Genomic DNA, 16,454 nt, shown 5'->3' with positions numbered 1-16,454 from the left:
AAGGAGTGACATCGATGGATCTGGGACTGACAGGCGCGAAGGCGCTGGTGACCGGCGCGAGCCGGGGCATCGGCCGGGCGATCGCCGGAACACTGGCGGCGGAGGGGTGCGCGCTGGCGCTGTGCGCCCGCGGTGAGGAGGACCTCGCCAAGACCGCCGCCGAACTGCGCGGGGAGGGAGCCACCGTGTTCGCGGAACCGGTCGACGTCACCGACCCGGGCGCGCTCGCGGGCTTCGTGGAGCGGGCGGCCGGTGAACTCGGCGGCCTCGACCTGCTGGTGTCCAACGTGTCGGCGGGCAACGTCAAGGGCCCCGAATCCTGGGAAGCCAGCCTGCGCGGCGACCTGATCCCGTTCGCGGGACTCGTCGAAGCGGCCCTTGTGCACCTGGAGGCCTCCGACCGGGCCGCCGTCGTGGCCATCGGCACCACCAACGCCTCCGACACCGCGCGGCCGGCCGGAGCGAACTCGTACTCCGCGCTCAAGGCGGCCGTCGTCCAGCACGCCTCGGCCCTCGCGCACGCCCTCGCGCCGAAGGGCATCCGCGTCAACACCGTCTCGCCCGGCCCCATCGACTTCCCCGGCGGCGCCTGGGAGACCATCCGCACCGGCCGCCCGGAGGTGTACGAGGAGGTGCTCGCCAAGCTGCCCATCGGCCGCTACGGCACCGCGGAGGACGTGGCCGCGGCGGTGGCGTTCCTGCTCGGCCGGACCGGCTCCTTCTGCGTCGGGGTCAACCTCGTGGTGGACGGCGGGCTGCTCACCCGCGTCCAGTACTGAGCCGTGGCGGGCCCGGCCGGCCGCCTGGACGCCGTCCTCGTCTGCGGCGGCCGCTGGCACGACTTCGACCACGCGCGGCTGCGCCTGCTGGAACTGCTCGGTGAGCATCCTCGGGTACGCACCACGGTCCACCAGGACTACGACTGCGTGGCCGCCCTCGACAGGGCCGATCTGCTCATCACCTATACCTGCGACGTCCGGCCCCGCCCGGCGCAGCGGGCCGCGCTGGCCCGGTTCGTCGAGCGGGGCGGCCGCTGGCTCGCCCTGCACGGCACCAACTCGGTGATCGAGCCGTCGACCGGGGGCGGGCCACGGGTGTTCACGACGCCACGGCTCCTCGGGGAACTCGCGGGCGTGCTCGGCAGTCAGTTCCTGGCCCACCCGCCGATCGAGCCGTACGAGGTGCTGGTGACCCGGCCCGGCCATCCGCTGGTCGCCGGGATCGGGCCGTTCACGGTCACCGACGAGCTGTACGTGTGCGAGCTGCACGGTGAGCTGGAGGTGCTGCTGCACGCCGAGTACACGGGACCGTGCCGCGGGTTCGCCGAAGGAGACACGGCGGCCCTCGACAGCGCGCCCCGACCGGTCCTGTACCTCAAGCGGCACGGCCTCGGCGAGGTCTGCTACTTCACCCTCGGCCACTGCCGGGGCCGCTACGACGTGCAGGACCTGGGCGTCGACGACACCGGGCGGGTCGACGTCGGACCGTGGGAGACCCCGGAGTTCCTGACGGTGCTCCGGCGCTGCGTGGAACGCGTGGTGGGCGCACGCGACCCGGCAGGGGAGCGGGCGGCCGGCGCCTGAGCGGAACAGGAGCGCGCCTTGACGGACCGGCAGTCGTCGTGGCCTCAGTGAAGGAACTCGCGGGCGCCGCGGAGCCTGGTCCGCAAGCCCTCCTGCGTCGCGCCGCTGTCGAGACGTACGTCGAGGGCCCCGGGCAGGCCGGACTCGGCTCGTCGCCCGGCGGGCAGCCGCGCGCCGTCGAGGCCGTCGCGCCGGGCGATCAGCACACCGAGGTCGTGGCGGCTCAGGGCGTCCGGCCCGGCGAGGTGGAACATCCCGGCCGCGTCGGACAGCGCGATCTCCCACAGGGCGGCGGCGAGGTCTTCGACATGGACCGGGCAGCGGACGTCGTCGGTGAACAAGGCCCCGCCACGGGTGCCGTCCGCCAGGGCGTGCACCGTGCGCTCGTGCACGGACCGGCCGTGCCCGATGATCAGCGAAGTCCGGGCGACGGCGGCGGCCGGCATCAGGAGCCGCACCGCCGTCTCGGCAGCGGCCTTCGCGGCGCCGTACGGGGTGACCGGGTCGGGCAGGCAGCTCTCGTCGTATCGGACGCGCGAGCCGGAGAACACCGCGTCGCTGGAGACATGCACCAGACGGCAGCCCCGCTCGGCGGCGGCCAGCGCCACACGGACGGAGCCGTCGGCGGTGACCGCCCAGTCGGCCCCGCCGCTCGACACGTCGACCACGACCGACGGGGCCACCTCCGCGATCAGCCCGGCCACCCGCGCGGGGTCGCGGAGGTCGAGTCGATGCCACGCCGCACCCGCGGCCCGGCCGGGACGGGAGGCGAACGTCGCCGACGTCTCGTGCCCCGCCGCGGTGGCCTGCCGGATCAGTTCGCCGCCCAGGAAACCACTGCCCCCGATGATCAGAACCGTCATGGACCGGCACGGTAGCGGACACGGCGTCACCTCCCGGCCAAGCCCTGAAACCTCTCTGGAACTCTGTGTGTGCCTGTGGGTTTCTGCTCGGATATCGCCGCCTGACCCGCTCCAACCGAGTCGCTTCGGCGGGCCGCGCACGGGCCCGACCGCGTCCAGAAGCCGTCATCAGGGTCACGCCTTGCGAGTTTCCTTGCTCTTTTCTTGCCGCCGACGTGTCACCGGATTGTCGTCGAGCCCCCGAAAGTCAGATAGGCGACTTTTGCACTTTTCACTCGCGCCTGGATCTACGGCCGGGACACCAATAAGTGCGTCCAGGCCAACGCCAGCGGCCTGACGAGCGCGGCCGACTGCGACTGGGGCAACAGAGCGCAACTGTGGGACCGAGTCGGGTCCACCATCAAAAAGGCTTACACGAACCAGTGCCTCTCCGACTTCTGGGGCGGCGTCTTCTATGTCGAATGCAGCGGCAGCAACGCCCAGAATTGGGATTACTTCACGGCGGGTTCCGGCGTCGTGGTGCAGAATCGAGAAACCGGCAAATGGCTGGCCCACGACGCATCGACCGGGCAGCTGTACACCACTACCGCCTGGGCAAGTGTGTGGCTGTTCACCGGCGGCGAGTAGTCGTCCCGTAGGGCTCGCGGAGTCCGGGGCAGTCGGCCGGCCGGGGCGGTCCCGAAGTCCCCGGCGGGCTCGGCCAGGTGCCGGGGAGAGGAACGTGCCTGGCCGGTGCGGCGGCCAGGCCGGTCGTCCTGCCTGAGACGATCGGGCCCGACCACTTCACACCCCCCACTCCTGCCAGGTCGTCAGCGGCCAGGACGGCTCGGCCGTGCCGCCGTCGGTGGCCGCGGCACCGCCCTCCTCCACATCGCCGCGCCTGCTCCATTGACGGGGCCCACTGACAGAAACACACACCATTCGGGACCGCGCCGCCCCGCTCCGGCGAACGCGGGGCCGTCCTCCCCGTCAGGCGTGCGGCAGAATCACCGCGCGGCCGTTGATGTCGCCGGCGTGCAGACGCTCGTACGCCTCGGGTGCCTGTTCCAGCGTGAAGGTCTCGACGTGGGAGGACACGAGACCCTGCCGGGCGAGTTCGATGACCTCCATGAGCTCCGTGCGGCTGCCCCAGTAGGGGAAGGAGGCCGACACCTCGAACGGCAGGCCGCCCCCGAAGCCGACCGCCAGCGTGCCCCCGCCGAGGCCGACGACGGTGACGTCGCCCTCCACCGCCACCGACGCGGCGGCCACGGTCAGCGTCCCCTCGGCCCCGACGAAGTCGAGGACGACCTCCGCTCCCGTACCGCCGGTGAGTTCCCTGATCCGTGCCGCCGCCTCGCTGTCGGAGAGGAGCGCCTCGTGGGCGCCGACCTCGCGGGCCAGCTTCAGTTTCTCCTCGACCGTGTCGAGGGCGATCACCCTGGCCGGGGTCAGCGCGCGCAACAGCTGCACGGCGAGATGCCCCAGACCGCCGACGCCGATCACCACCGCCGTGCTGCCGGGCAGCAGCTTCGGCAGTGACCTGCGGATCGCGTGGTACGGAGTCAGTCCGGCGTCGGTGAGCGGCGCGGCCTGGACGGGATCGAGACCGTTCAGCCGCACCAGGTGGCGTGGTGAGTCCACGAGCAGGTACTCCGCCAGGGCGCCGGGACGGCCGAGCCCCGGCGGCACGATGCCGAGGCCGCCGGCGTGCGGGCAGCAGTTCTCCTTGCCCTCGGCGCACTTGGCGCAGCGTCCGCAGCCCCACGGGCCGTACACCGCCACCGCCTCGCCCTCCGCCACGTCGGTGACACCGGCGCCCAGCGCCGCCACCGTCCCGGCACCCTCGTGGCCGAGCGTCATCGGCAGGGCGTAGGGGAACTGCTCCTCGGGCCAGCCCATCACCGCCAGATCGGAGTGGCACAGCCCCGCCGCCGCCACCTTCAGCAGCACCTGGCCCGGGCCGGGCTCAGGCAGGGGAACCTCCACGACCTCGGGGGTGTGCCCCACCTGCCGGTACTGGACAGCCTTCATCTCTGATCTCCTTGCCGATGGTCGGATCAGGGCGGGTCCCCGTCCGGCGGCGCAGCACGGCGGGCAGGGCGATCCGCCCGCCGGTGAGGACCAGCGCCACGATGAGGACCGAGCCGGTGAACAGACTCGCGGCCCACTGCGCGCTGGTGGCGAGCCCGAGTCCGGTGATGCCCGTGCCGAGCAGGAGAACGGCGAGTACCGTTCCCCAGGCGTTGAAGCGGCCCGCGCGCAACTGGGTCGCCCCGACGAACGCGGCGGCGTACGCCGACAGCAGATACGGGGTGCCCGCGGTCGGCGAGCCGGATCCGACCGAGGACGCGAAGACGACGCCGGCGAAACCGGAGAGCAGGGCGGAGGCCACCAGGGTCAGAAATCGCAGCCGGTCGGTGCGCACCCCCTGCAGCCGGGCCGCGTCGGTGTTGAAACCGGTCGCGTACAACCGGCGCCCGGTGGCGGTGTGTTCCAGCAGGAACCAGATGGCTCCGGCGGCGAGCAGCAGGTAGAACACCGGCAGGGTGATGCCGCCCACGTCCAGCTGGGCGATGCTCGCGAACGGCTCGGCGAGCAGCTGCACACCCGTGATCGAGCTGTCGTTGGTGACCATGGTGATCAGGGACTGGATCAGCGCGCCGGTGGCCAGGGTGGCGATGAACGAGTCGACGCGCAGGACCACGACCACGATTCCGTTGACGACTCCGATCAGCAGTGCCGCCGTCATCGCCAGGGCGATGGCCGCGCCGGGCCCGAGTCCCGCGGAGACCAGGAAACGCGCGGTCAGCACGCTGGTCAGCGACATGGTGTAGGCGATCGAGAGGTCGAAGACACGTGCGGCCAGCGGCGGTACGACGCTGAGTGCCACCAGACCTGCCACGGCGTTGCCGTTCAGCACCTGCTTGACCGTGATGGCGGTCGGGAACGTGTCCGGTGCCCATACGGAGAAGAGCACGACGATGACCAGCCACACGTACACGGCGCCGATGTTCCTGAACGACAGGGCGGCCGCCGCCCGGGTCGGGATGGACCTCATGTCACTCGGTTCCTTCCAGGGCTCATGTCACTCCGTTCCTTCCATGGCGTGCACGAGCGCGGACTCGGTGATGTCCCGGCCGCTGATCTCCCGTGCGATCCGGCCGTCCCGCACCACGAGGACGCGGGTGCACAGCGCGAGCAGGTCCTGTGTGTCGGAGGAGGACACGATGACGCCCATGCCGTCGTCGGCCTGCCGCTCTATCAGGTCGTACAGCTGCAGGCGGGTGGCGATGTCCACACCCGCGGTGGGTTCGCACAGCGTCAGCACCGGCGGGTGCTGGGCCAGACAGCGGGCCATGACGACCTTCTGCTGGTTGCCGCCGCTCAGCGTGGTGATCCTGGCGCCGGCCGGACGGTGGTCGCCCGTCCGTACGCCGACCCGCCGGATCCAGTCCTCCGCCAGGGCCGATTCGCGGCGTCGGCGCAGCCGTCCGGACCGGGCCCGCAGCCGGTCGAGGAGCGGCAGGGTGAGGTTCTCGGCGACCGAGAAGTCGCCGATCACTCCCTCGCCCGCCCGGTCCGCCGGGACCAGGGGCAGGCCCAGGCCGCCGGCGTCACGCGCCTCGGTCCACCGCTCGGAGCGTTCCGGGAGCCGCAGCCTGCCGCTCACCCGCCCGGCATGGGCCCCGCACACCGCGTACGGCACGATCTCGTGGCCGGAGCCGACCAGACCGGTGACGCCGAGGCGCTCGCCCCTGGCCAGGTCGAAGCCGACTCCCCGCAGCGGCCCGGCCCACAGGTCGCGGACCTCCAGCACGGGGTCGGCCACACCGGAGGGAGGCGGGGGACGGTGGCCGGTCTCCATCTCCTCGCCCGCCATCAGCTCCGCCAGCGAGCGCGGAGTGAGCTCGGCGACGGGGCGGGTGGCGATCCGGCGTCCGCCGCGGATGACGGTGACCCGGTCGGCGAGCGCGAAGATCTCGTCCATCCGGTGCGAGACGTACAGCACGGCGGCGCCGGCGTCGCGGACCTCCCGCACGATGTCGAACAGGCGGGCCACCTCACCGGGCGGCAGCACGGCGGTGGGCTCGTCGAGGACCAGGACCCCGCGGCGGCCCTCCCAGCCCTGCAGGGCGGCGGCGATGGCCACCACGGTGCGCTGGACGGGGGTCGCCGCCGCAAGGGGCCGGCGTACGTCGATGCCGAGGCCGAACCGTTCGACGAGGGCGCTCGTCCGTTGTTCCATCTCCGGCCAGCGGATGTTGCCGAGGGCGGTACGGGCGAAGCCGTGACTGAGGGCGAGGTTGTCGATGGCGCTCAACTCGCCCACCAGCCCCAGTTCCTGGTGGACGAAGCGGAGCCGGTCGTGGCGGGAAGCCGTGACCTGGCCGAGGTCGAAGGGCTCGCCGTCGAGTTCGGCCACCGCACCCGGCTCCGCGTGGTGGTAGCCGGCGAGGATCTTGATGAGGGTGGACTTGCCGGAGCCGTTGGGCCCGATCAGGGCGTGGATCTCGCCGGGCGAGACCTCGAGATCCACGTCCTTCAGGGCCTGGGTGCCGCCGAATCTCTTCGACAGGGCGGCCACCCGCAGCACCGGCCCGGTCAACTCAGTCCCCAGAGCGCCTCGAACTGCGCCTGGTAGTCCTCGACGATCGGGAAGTCCCCGAGGGTCTTGGGGAGGTTGTCCTTGGTGATCAGCATGTTGGGCAGCACCGCCTTCTGGTCCACGTCCATGGACTGCCCGGTGAAGTGGCGGGCCAGCGCGTCGACCTGGAGCCACGCGGCCTCGTGCGAGTTCAGTGCCATCGCGGCGTCGCTGAGGCCGCTCTGGATGTACTGGTAGTTCTGTCCGTCGCCGACGTTCACGGCGATGTGCCTGCCGGTGATGCCGGCGGTCTTCAGCGCGGCCGGGACGCCCACGTTGAGCAGGCCCAGGGAGAAGACGACGTGGGTCACCTTCGGGTGCGAGCGGAGGTACGACACCACCCGGTCCGGCATGTCCTTGCCGATCGAGGTGATCGGCACGTCGACGGTGTCCAGCGCGCAGCCCTCGCACCACTGCTTGTACTTGGCCGCGAACGTGTCCTTGACGGGCTTGAGGATGGTGTAGGCGGGCAGGTCGAAGTAGACGGTGTCGGCCTGGCCGTTGCTGTCGGACACCACCCATGAGGCGAGCATCTCGCCCTGGACGGCGACGTCGTCGGGCCCGTTCTTGAGCAGGGAGATGCCGTCGCCCACCACGTCGTCGGCGTTCGACTGGATGACCGGGATGCCCGCCGCCTTCAGCTGCGCCAGCTGCTTGGCGTACACGGCGCGCGGGAATCCGGAGGAGACGACGGCGTCCGGCTTGTCGCGCAGCGCCTGTTGGTAGGCGGCCTGGACGGACTCCGGCGTGCCCTGGGTGGCGATCTGCTGGACCTGCCAGCCGAGCTGGTTGGCGCCCGCGGTGAAGAAGTTGGCCAGGTCCTGGCAGGACTGCACGCCGCACAGAATGAAGTCGATCTTCTTGCCCGAGGGGATCTTCTTGCCCACCGGCGTGGTGACCGGGATCCGGTCCGGGTGCTCGGAGTACTTCTTCACGGCCGTGCGGGCGGCGATCAGGCCGGGGGAGTCGGAAGCCGCCGCTTTGGCGGAGTCCGCGGCCGGTGTCGTGGCGGTGCCGCATGCCGCCAGGACGAGCAGGGCGGTGACGGGGACGGTCGCGGTGAGGGCGCGGCGGGCCGCGCGACGGGGTCTGGAACTCATCGTTGAGTACTCCCGTGGTGTGTCGCCCCGAGGCGGGACCGCCGCGGGGCTGGGGCCGGGGCCGGGACGGGCAGAGGCCGTCCGGAAGGGGGAAGTCATCGAGAAACTATTGAGGCACTACAGCCTCAAGTGGGTCGGAGTGTGACACGCTGCGGCGGGCTTGGGGAGAGGGGAGCCGCAAGAAATTCCAGTCTCCCGGTCGAACAGCGTGGTGACCTCGGAAAGTGTGGGGCTTGTTCGTCGACCCGAGTGTTGCTCACAGCCGTAACCCGTAACTACACTCACTCTAAAGTTTCTGCGGAGGAGAGATGATGGACGAAACATCGGAGCCGGCCACTGCGCGGTGCCCCGGGCCCAGCGTCCAGGACTACCTCGACCAGGACAGCCGTCCCGTTCCCCCCGCCCTGCGGTACGAGCGGAACGACCACCTCGGCAGCGAGGACATCGACACCGCCCGCTTCATCTCCCGCGACTGGGCCGAACGCGAGATGCGGCAGGTCTGGCGGCGCGTCTGGCAGTTCGCCTGTCTGGAGAGCGAGATACCCGAGGTCGGCGACCACGAGATCTACGAGATCGGCGACGACTCCCTCATCGTCGTCCGCACGGCCCCCGACGAGATCCGTGCCTTCGTCAACGTCTGCCTGCACCGCGGACGCAAACTGCGCACCGGCGGCGGCAACGTCGGCGAGTTCCGCTGCTCGTTCCACGGCTTCGCCTGGAACCTGGACGGCACGATGCAGACCCCGCCCTGCGCCTGGGACTTCCCGCACGTCACCCCGGAGAAGTTCGCCCTCCCCGAGGCCCGGGTGGCCACCTGGCGCGGCTTCGTCTTCATCAACATGGACCCGTACGCCGAGTCCTTCGACAGCTACCGCGGCACCTTCGACGACTACTACATCTGGCCGCTGGAGAACCGCTACAAGTCTCTGCACATCGGCAAGGTGCTGCCCTGCAACTGGAAGATCGCCCAGGACGCGTTCATCGAGTCCTTCCACGTGATCGCCACCCACCCGCAGATGCTGCCGTGGCTCGCCGACGCCAACTCGCAGTACGACGTCATGGCGGACCAGCCGAACTGGAACCGGATGATCAACATCCAGGGCGCGCCCAGCCCGCACGTGGCGGACTCCGTCACGGAGGAGGACGTCCTCGAGACCTTCTACGACTCGCGCGCGTTCTACGCCGCCGCGCAGGGCCGTGACCTGGTGATGCAGGAGGGCGACGAACTGCCGGCGATCCCGCCCGGCGGCACCGCCCGCCAGGTCCTCGCAGAGCGGATGCGCGCGCAACTGGCGGCCACCTCGACGCAGGACTTCTCGGCCACCCCGGACACCGAACTGCTGGACGCCATCAACTACTTGCTGTTCCCCAACTTCAACCCCTGGGGCGGCGCGAAGTCGAACATCATCTACCGGTTCCGGCCGAACGGCCTCGACCCCGACTCCTGCACCGCCGAGATCATCTTCATGTCGTCCCCGAAGCAGCCCGGCGAGACGCCGCCACCGGCGAAGATCCGCTGGGTGCCGGAGGACATGCTCTTCGCCGACATCCCCGAACTGGGCGTGCTCGGCCCCGTCTTCGACCAGGACTGCGAGAACCTGCCCTACGTCCAGCAGGGCCTGAAGGCGATGCGCAAGCCGGGCATCACACTGGCGAACTACCAGGAGAGCCGCATCCGCCACTTCAACCGGACGCTCGACCGGTGGATGGACAAGTGACCCACCGGGTGGCGGTCAGACCCCTGGGCGCCGAGCTCGAAGTCCTCGACGGGGAAGACCTGTTCACCGCCGCCGGGCGGCTCGGCTACCGCTGGCCCACGGTCTGCGGCGGCAAGGGCACCTGCCGTACCTGCTTCGTCCAGGTGGAGGAGGGCGCCGAGAACTGTTCCCCGGTGGGCCCGCTGGAACGCGAGGGCATCGAGGCCCTGCGCAGGCCGGTGGACGGCCTGACGCGGCTCGCCTGCCGGCTCCGGGTCGAGGGCCCGGTGACGGTGACCAAGCGCGGCGTGCGCCGCCGAGTGCAGGAGTGAGGCCCCCATGGCCAAGCAAGTGATCCACCCCCTGACCGGGCACGTGTACCGGCTCACCGAGGACGGACTGGTCGAGGTGACCGACCCCAGGACGGGGGCCCAGGGCGTCTTCGACTTCCAGGCCCGGTGGCAGTCGGGCGAACTGCGCCACGCGGACCTCCAGATGGCCGGCTGGGTCGGCCGCCTCGCCCTGCGCCGTACGACCCCGCAGCCGGAGGAGTGATCCCGTGACGCCCCGTACCACCCGGGTGGTCTGCCTGGTGCGCCGGCCCGACGGGGAACCGGTCCCCGGAGACTTCGCCGTCGAGGAACGCCCGCTGCCGCCCCTCGGGGAGGGCCAGCTGCTCGTACGCAACCTCTACATGAGTGTCGACCCGTCCATGCGCGGGCGCCTGGAGAACACCGAGAAGCACTACACGCACAACTTCACCCCGGGCTCGCCGCTCGACGGCCGTGCCCTCGGCGTCGTCGAGGAGAGCCGCTGTGCCCAGGTGCCGCCCGGCACGTACGTACGCCATCAGCTCGGCTGGCGGCAGCGGGCCGTGCTGGACGCGGCGGACACCGAGGGCGCGGGTCGCGTCGACCCGCGGCTCGCCCCGCTGCCCACCTGGCTGGGCCTGCTCGGGCAGACCGGGTTCACCGCGTACGTGGGCCTGACCCGGATCGCGGGACTGCGTCCGGGCGACACCGTCCTCGTGTCGGCGGCGGCCGGCGCCGTCGGCACCGCCGCCGGACAGTTCGCACGGCTGCTGGGCGCGGACCGCGTCATCGGGACGGCCGGCGGGCCGCACAAGTGCGCCCTGCTGGTGAAGGAGTTCGGCTACGACGCGGCCGCGGACCACCGTGCCGGGCCGGTGCGCGACGCGCTGGCCCGGCTGGCGCCGGACGGCATCGACGTCTACTTCGACAACGTCGGCGGTGAACAGCTCGCCGCGGCACTGCACGCGCTGCGCACCGGTGGCCGGGTCGCCCTGTGCGGCATGATGTCGCAGTTCGGCGGCGACCGGCGGTCCGCCGACATCAACCAGTTGATCCAGGCGGTCCTCAAGCGGCTGACCCTGAGCGGTTTCATCGTCCGTGACCACGACGACCTGCGGCCGGAGTTCGAGCGGCGGGTCGCGGGCTGGCTCGCCGAGGGCCGGATCACCGCGCGCGAGACGGTCGTGGACGGCCTGGAGAACGCCGCGGGGGCGCTGCTGTCCCTGCTCGGCGGCGGCAACGTCGGCAAGATGCTGGTGCGGCTGAGCGACTGAGTCCGAACGGCGCCCCCGGCGGGGGCGCCGTTTTTCAGCGCATGGGGTGTGAGGCGGCGACGGTGTGGGCCGTCAGGGAGACCCCGACCCGGGTCAGCCCCGCCACCGCCGCCCGGAAGTCCTTGATGTGCGGGGTGGCGAAGTGCTCGTCGAGGGCCTGCCGGGAGGTCCAGTGCTCGTACACCCGGATACGCCGCTCGTCGCCGGGATCGGCGGTCATGGCGTAGTCCAGACAGCCGGGTTCCGCCTCGCGGGTGCGTCGGCCCAGCTCGACGAGGGCCTTCAGCATCGTGCCGCGGTCGCCGGGTTCGTAGTCCATCCAGCCGGCGACGATGATTTCGGCGGCCACGGTTTCCTCGGCCACGGTTTCCTCAGCCACGGGTTTCCTTTCGCGGTCGTGCCGACGGGCCCGTCGCTCCGGTGCGCAGGAAGCGACGGGCCCGCGGGCGTTCTCAGCTGCCGACCGGAGCGGGGACGCTGTCCACGGTGACCGTGCCCCGGTCGCCGTCGACCGTGATCACCATGCCGTCCCGCAGGCGCCGCGTCCCGCCCTCGACGGAGATCACGGCCGGGATGCCCAGCTCACGGCAGACCACCACGGCGTGGCTGTTGAGCGCGCCGACGTCCACGACGGCCGCTCCGGCGACCAGGAACAGCGGGGTCCAGGCCGCGTCCGTGATCGGCGCGACCAGCACCTCGCCCGGCTCCAGAGCCTCGCACGAAGCCGGGTCGGTGACGACCCGCACCCGGCCGGTGTACGTGCCGTGGCTGCCGCCCACGCCCTCGAGCACAGCACCCTCGACGGCCGCCGGGGTCCGCTCCGCCGCGCGTCGCGGCCAGGAGTCGATCTCGGTCCGCGCGTCGTCGGCGACGAAGAACGGCGGCTCCAGGTCGTACAGGCCCGCGTACTCCTCGAGCCGCCCCGCGATCACGGGGCCGAAGGACTCCGGAGCGGCGACATAGTCGTCCAGTTCGGTGTCCAGCAGCATCATCACGTCCTCGGGCCGGGCGAAGAGCCCCGCGTCGACGCCGCGGCGGCCGAGCTCCCGTACGGCCATGCGGATCTCGTTGACGACGGTGACGCAGTTCGCCTTGGTGCGCTCGCGGGCCGGGATCCACACCTGCGAGGCGTGCAGACCGGCGTCGAACATCGGCTGCGTCTCCTCGGGCAGCGCGGCCCGGATCTCCCGCGCCGTCCGCTCCCGCCCCTCGGTCAGCCGCTTGCGGCGGGCGGCCGGGGAGTCGTCGTCGGCACTGTGCCGGATCCGGTCGACCAGGGCCAGCGCCTGGACGGGCGCCGCCTCCCAGGACAGTGCGTGGATGTCCCACTCGTTGGGGCCGCGGTCGCCGGACTCCGCCAGGAACTCCTCGAAGGAGTCCCGGAACGCCTTCACGTCCCCGGTGGCGGTGTCGAGGGCCCGCTCCACCGCGGCCGGACCGCGGTCGAACAGCGCGCTCAGCTCGGCCGAGGCCGCCACCTGGCGGGACAGCGTCCACAGCCCGGTCGAGGGGGAGGCGGAGTCGACGTCGCCCAGACCGCCGATCAGGTCGAGCATGGCGCCGGGGCGGTCCACGCTCGCGCACAGCGGGCCGAGGATCGCCGGTCCCACGGAGGCGGGCAGCGACGACTCGACGTGCCGCTGGAAGGTCGTCTCCACCTCGTCCAGCAACGACCGTGCGTGTGCCACCAGTTCGGCGTCGGACATCCGGGCGAGATCGGGTCGTGAGCGGCGCAGGGCGCGCAGCCGTTCCCGGTCGGCGTCGGCCTCCGGGAAGCCGGCCTGGCCGAGCATCCGCTGCAGCGTCCCGCCCGCCTTGGCGGTCAGCTCCTCGTCCTGGTCGTCGGGGTGCGCCACGTACAACGGTGTGTCGGAGCGCTGACCGACGAAGGCCGCGTCGATCTGGTCCGCCGTCTGGCCCATGCGGATGCCGAACAGCCGCATGTGGGACAGATTCAGGTAGAAGTGGCCGCCGAACATGCCGACGAACGGCGGCCGGGGGCCGGCCACCTCCTCCTCGCGGTAGATGCCGAACCCGACGAAGCCCTTGCGCCAGCCCTTGAGGCCCCGTCCCCAGACCAGGGTCCAGCCCAGCGGGCTGGCGGGGTCCGGCAGGGTCTCGCCCGCGTTGGCCCGGGTGTAGTGCGGCAGCCGCTCACTGCGCTGCCAGTCCGTGATCCAGCTCTTCATGACCGAGGTCTCCCGCTTTCCGTACCCGTGCCTGCCCCTGGCCGTCCGCCGCCTACCACTGGGCTGTTCCGCCGTCGACGCTGATCAGCGCGCCGGTGATACCCGCCCCGGCATCGCTCGCCAGCAGCGAGGCGACGGCCGCGATCTGCTCCACCGTGGTGATCTTCTTGGTGGCGGCGTGCTCGGCGAAGCGGCCCAGCCAGTCCTCGTACGAGATCCCCTCGGCCTCCGCAGCGGCGGGACCCGCGGCCCGCATGAGGTCGGTGTCGACGGCGCCGGGGCAGATGGCGTTGCAGGTGATGCCCTGGGTGCCGTACTCGAAGGCGGTCGCCTTGGTCAGGCCGTGGATGGCGTGTTTGTTGGTGATGTAGTGGCTGATCGCGGGCTTGTTGGCCTGCTTGCCCTCCACCGACGAGATGTTGATGATGCGGCCCCAGCCGCCTTCCAGCATCTTCGGCAGCGCCCGGCGCGTGCCGTAGAAGTAGCCGTTGACGTTCAGGTTGAGCGCGTCGTGCCACGCCTCGTCGCTGAGCAGGTGGATCGGGGCGAAGCCGGAGCTGCCGCCCACGTTGTTGACCCAGATGTCGAGCCTGCCGAAGCGCTCGGCGGCGAAGTCGGCGAGGCCCTCGATGTCCTCCTGGCTGTTGGCGTCGCAGGGGTGGAAGACGGCCCGCTCCCCGGCGCCCATCTCCTCCAGGGCCTGCTTGCCCTTGATCTCGGAACGGCCGCTGACGACGACCGTGGCGCCGTCGGCCAGGAAGGCCTCGGCGATGGCGCGGCCGATGCTGCGCGTGCTGCCCGTGATCACCGCGACACGTCCGTCGAGGCTGCCCGTAGCCACCATGGTGTTCTCCCGCGAGTGTTGTTGGTTGCTCACCTGGCGGCTCTGGGGGCTGCTGTGGCGCCTCTGTCCAGGTGCTGGTGAATGGTGCGGTGGAAGTGCTGGAGTCCGGGCTCGTTGCGTCCGAAGACGAAATCGGTCCCGTCGAGGGCCTCGAGACCCTGCTGGACTCCGTAGGTGGTCGCGTAGTCCTCGTCGCGGACCACCTCGTGGAACCACTCGCCGAACCGGTCGGCGGTCCGGCGCTCCTCCTCCGTGACCGCCGGCTCACGCAGCAGGATGATCTGCTGGGTCACCGACTCGGTCGCCGTGCGGGGGAGCACCAGGGAGACCGCGATCTTCTGGCGCCAGCCGCCGGCGATCGCGAGGCCCGGGAAGAGCCAGTAGATGGGCCCGACGCAGTCCCCGGGGTCACGCCGGTCCGGCGGCAGTTCGACCGCCTGCGCGATGGGGCGCAGGGCCGGTGCGATGCGCTGGTGGGGGCCCCAGGTGTCGTGGGCCATCATGTTCGAGAGGTTCGTCTCGAACACCGTCTTGGGGTGCAGTGAGGCGAAGTGGTACGTCTCCAGATACCCGTCGAGGGTGACCTTCCAGTTGGGACTGGTCAGCTCGCTGGTGGCGTAGTGGTGGCACTCCGCCAGCCGGAGGCCTTCCAACAGCGGCTGCAGATCGCCCAGCCATGCGTCCAGGTCGGGCTCGGCCGCCGGGTCCAGCGAGACGAAGACGATCCCCGCGCGCTCCCCGGCCGGGAGCCCGACCAGGCTGCGGCCCTCGCGCGGCACCTCGCCGAAGGTCTTCTCGGCGTACACGCCCCGCAGCTCCCCGGCCAGGTCGTACGACCAGGAGTGGTACGGGCAGGTGATCCGCTTCGAGACCCCGCAGCCGGGTTCGAGGAGCTTGGCCCCCCGGTGCCGGCAGGCGTTGATCATCGCGTGCACGGCGCCCTGCCGGTCGCGGGTGATCAGCACGGGGATGCCCAGCACGTCGATCGCCTTGTAGGTGTTCGGCCCGGGCAGCTCGCAGGACATGGCGAGCGGCAGCGGGACGCTCCGGTGGACGGCGTCCGTCTCGCGCCGCCAGCGGTCGGCGTCGAGGTAGTTGGCCACGGGTTCCGTCCACTGGCCGTCCGCCTCGTGCGTCGTGTTGTCGCGGTAGTGCGTCATCACCCGCTCGACGAGTTCGGCGGCTTCCCGCCGCATCGTCAGGGACGCGGCGTCGGTGGACCGGTCCTGGCTGATCCATGAGGAGTATTCGGGAGCCGAGGGGGCCGGGGTCGGCGCCCCGCGAGCGGCGGCCGGCTCCCGAATCTCCGTCGAACTGGTCTGGACCACGATGTCCTCACAATCCTCCCGGCCGTGAGCCGGTGACGGCTTCGGAGTGCGACGGCCGGGTTGTGTCCGAAACGACAACAGGACTTAGTGTGGTCTGTCAATAGAAAGTGGCGAAGTTGCCGCTCGGTGTCCTGTGGGGGTGGGTGCGATGGTCATGACCCTGCCGTTCGAGGTGGGCGTGGTGGTGCGGGACCTGGGGCTGATGGAGCGCTTCTACCGCGACGTGATCGGCTGTCGCGCCGAGCGCCGCTCGCGCGTGCCCGAGTCCGTCGGGGGTCCCGCCGGGCTCGGCGGAGAGCTGGCGGTCGTGTGGCTGCGGGTGCCCTCCGGAGGATGCGTCAAGCTGATCCTTCCCCGGTCGGCGCCGGTGTCGGGGTACGTGGAGCCCCTGCCGGCCGGGCGTCCGGGACTGTCGTATCTCACCTTCCATCTCGACGACGTGGACCCGGTGGTGGCGGCCCTGCCGGCCGCGGGCGCCCGGCCCCTGTCGGACCCGGTCGTGGTCCGGGCGCGTGGCCGGCGGATCAGCTTCTGGGCGGATCCGGAGGGCAATGTCGTCGAGTTGGTGGACGCGCGGGGCGGCAACCCGGGTCCGGGGCATAGTAATTAGAGACGCTGTTCAGTAAGGTGCCCCAAGC

Annotated in this window: 16 protein-coding genes; 7 read left to right on the top strand and 9 right to left on the bottom strand. The window is 71.3% G+C overall.

The window, feature by feature from the left end; translation table 11 throughout:
• Positions 1 to 14: 14 nt before the first annotated feature.
• Complete coding sequence (locus ABT057_RS05410; protein WP_352341124.1) at positions 15 to 779, top strand: SDR family NAD(P)-dependent oxidoreductase; 765 nt, start codon at positions 15 to 17, stop codon at positions 777 to 779.
• Between the two features lie 3 nt (positions 780 to 782).
• Positions 783 to 1,583, top strand: coding sequence for a ThuA domain-containing protein (locus ABT057_RS05405; RefSeq protein ID WP_352341123.1), 801 nt, complete (start codon positions 783 to 785; stop codon positions 1,581 to 1,583).
• Between the two features lie 44 nt (positions 1,584 to 1,627).
• On the opposite strand, the gene ABT057_RS05400 is transcribed toward ABT057_RS05405, so the two are convergent.
• The 5 genes from ABT057_RS05400 to ABT057_RS05380 all read right to left on the bottom strand — a co-directional run bounded on the left by ABT057_RS05400 (position 1,628) and on the right by ABT057_RS05380 (position 8,173).
• The gene (locus tag ABT057_RS05400) at positions 1,628 to 2,446 is read right to left on the bottom strand and encodes an SDR family oxidoreductase (protein WP_352341122.1); all 819 of its coding nucleotides are present in this window, start codon (positions 2,444 to 2,446) and stop codon (positions 1,628 to 1,630) included.
• Positions 2,447 to 3,415: 969 nt separating this feature from the next.
• Positions 3,416 to 4,459: an NAD(P)-dependent alcohol dehydrogenase gene (locus ABT057_RS05395; protein WP_352341121.1), complete on the bottom strand. Its 1,044-nt coding sequence runs from the start codon at positions 4,457 to 4,459 to the stop codon at positions 3,416 to 3,418.
• The gene (locus tag ABT057_RS05390; RefSeq protein WP_352341120.1) at positions 4,395 to 5,486 is read right to left on the bottom strand and encodes an ABC transporter permease; all 1,092 of its coding nucleotides are present in this window, start codon (positions 5,484 to 5,486) and stop codon (positions 4,395 to 4,397) included. The genes ABT057_RS05395 and ABT057_RS05390 overlap by 65 nt, the downstream gene beginning before the upstream one ends.
• A 27-nt stretch (positions 5,487 to 5,513) precedes the next feature.
• On the bottom strand, positions 5,514 to 7,034 hold the full coding sequence (locus ABT057_RS05385; RefSeq protein WP_352341119.1) for a sugar ABC transporter ATP-binding protein: 1,521 nt from the start codon (positions 7,032 to 7,034) through the stop codon (positions 5,514 to 5,516).
• The gene (locus tag ABT057_RS05380; RefSeq protein ID WP_352341118.1) at positions 7,031 to 8,173 is read right to left on the bottom strand and encodes a substrate-binding domain-containing protein; all 1,143 of its coding nucleotides are present in this window, start codon (positions 8,171 to 8,173) and stop codon (positions 7,031 to 7,033) included. The genes ABT057_RS05385 and ABT057_RS05380 overlap by 4 nt, the downstream gene beginning before the upstream one ends.
• A gap of 311 nt (positions 8,174 to 8,484) precedes the next feature.
• Between ABT057_RS05380 and ABT057_RS05375 the strand changes: the two genes are divergently transcribed.
• Genes ABT057_RS05375 through ABT057_RS05360 form a run of 4 tightly spaced genes read left to right on the top strand, consistent with a single transcriptional unit; the run spans position 8,485 to position 11,455 of the window.
• Positions 8,485 to 9,891, top strand: coding sequence for an aromatic ring-hydroxylating oxygenase subunit alpha (locus tag ABT057_RS05375; protein WP_352341117.1), 1,407 nt, complete (start codon positions 8,485 to 8,487; stop codon positions 9,889 to 9,891).
• Positions 9,876 to 10,202: a 2Fe-2S iron-sulfur cluster-binding protein gene (locus ABT057_RS05370; protein ID WP_352341116.1), complete on the top strand. Its 327-nt coding sequence runs from the start codon at positions 9,876 to 9,878 to the stop codon at positions 10,200 to 10,202. Before ABT057_RS05375 ends, ABT057_RS05370 begins: the two co-directional genes overlap by 16 nt.
• Positions 10,203 to 10,209: 7 nt before the next feature.
• A complete protein-coding gene (locus ABT057_RS05365) occupies positions 10,210 to 10,425 on the top strand; it encodes a transposase (protein ID WP_352341115.1) in 216 nt (71 codons plus the stop codon).
• 4 nt (positions 10,426 to 10,429) lie between these two features.
• Positions 10,430 to 11,455 carry an NADP-dependent oxidoreductase gene (locus ABT057_RS05360; RefSeq protein ID WP_352341114.1) on the top strand — a complete coding sequence of 342 codons (1,026 nt, stop codon included), beginning with the start codon at positions 10,430 to 10,432 and terminating at the stop codon, positions 11,453 to 11,455.
• A gap of 34 nt (positions 11,456 to 11,489) precedes the next feature.
• Here ABT057_RS05360 and ABT057_RS05355 read toward each other — a convergent pair whose 3' ends face one another.
• The 4 genes from ABT057_RS05355 to ABT057_RS05340 all read right to left on the bottom strand — a co-directional run bounded on the left by ABT057_RS05355 (position 11,490) and on the right by ABT057_RS05340 (position 15,816).
• Positions 11,490 to 11,834 (bottom strand): putative quinol monooxygenase, encoded by a 345-nt coding sequence (locus tag ABT057_RS05355; RefSeq protein WP_352341113.1) that lies wholly within the window; start codon positions 11,832 to 11,834, stop codon positions 11,490 to 11,492.
• Between the two features lie 73 nt (positions 11,835 to 11,907).
• On the bottom strand, positions 11,908 to 13,644 hold the full coding sequence (locus tag ABT057_RS05350) for a PEP-utilizing enzyme (RefSeq protein WP_352341112.1): 1,737 nt from the start codon (positions 13,642 to 13,644) through the stop codon (positions 11,908 to 11,910).
• Positions 13,645 to 13,696: 52 nt separating this feature from the next.
• Entirely contained in the window at positions 13,697 to 14,521 is an 825-nt protein-coding gene (locus ABT057_RS05345) for an SDR family NAD(P)-dependent oxidoreductase (RefSeq protein ID WP_352341111.1), read from the bottom strand.
• Positions 14,518 to 15,816 carry an aromatic ring-hydroxylating oxygenase subunit alpha gene (locus ABT057_RS05340; protein ID WP_352341110.1) on the bottom strand — a complete coding sequence of 433 codons (1,299 nt, stop codon included), beginning with the start codon at positions 15,814 to 15,816 and terminating at the stop codon, positions 14,518 to 14,520. Before ABT057_RS05340 ends, ABT057_RS05345 begins: the two co-directional genes overlap by 4 nt.
• 154 nt (positions 15,817 to 15,970) lie before the next feature.
• Here ABT057_RS05340 and ABT057_RS05335 point away from each other — a divergent pair, with 154 nt between their 5' ends.
• A complete protein-coding gene (locus ABT057_RS05335; protein WP_352341109.1) occupies positions 15,971 to 16,426 on the top strand; it encodes a VOC family protein in 456 nt (151 codons plus the stop codon).
• Positions 16,427 to 16,454 lie beyond the last annotated feature (28 nt).

This window comes from Streptomyces sp. NPDC002588 (assembly GCF_040295925.1).
Taxonomy (GTDB): Bacteria; Actinomycetota; Actinomycetes; order Streptomycetales; family Streptomycetaceae; genus Streptomyces.
Note: the sequence above shows the minus strand (reverse complement) of the source record. Positions and strands in the feature narration are given on the sequence as shown.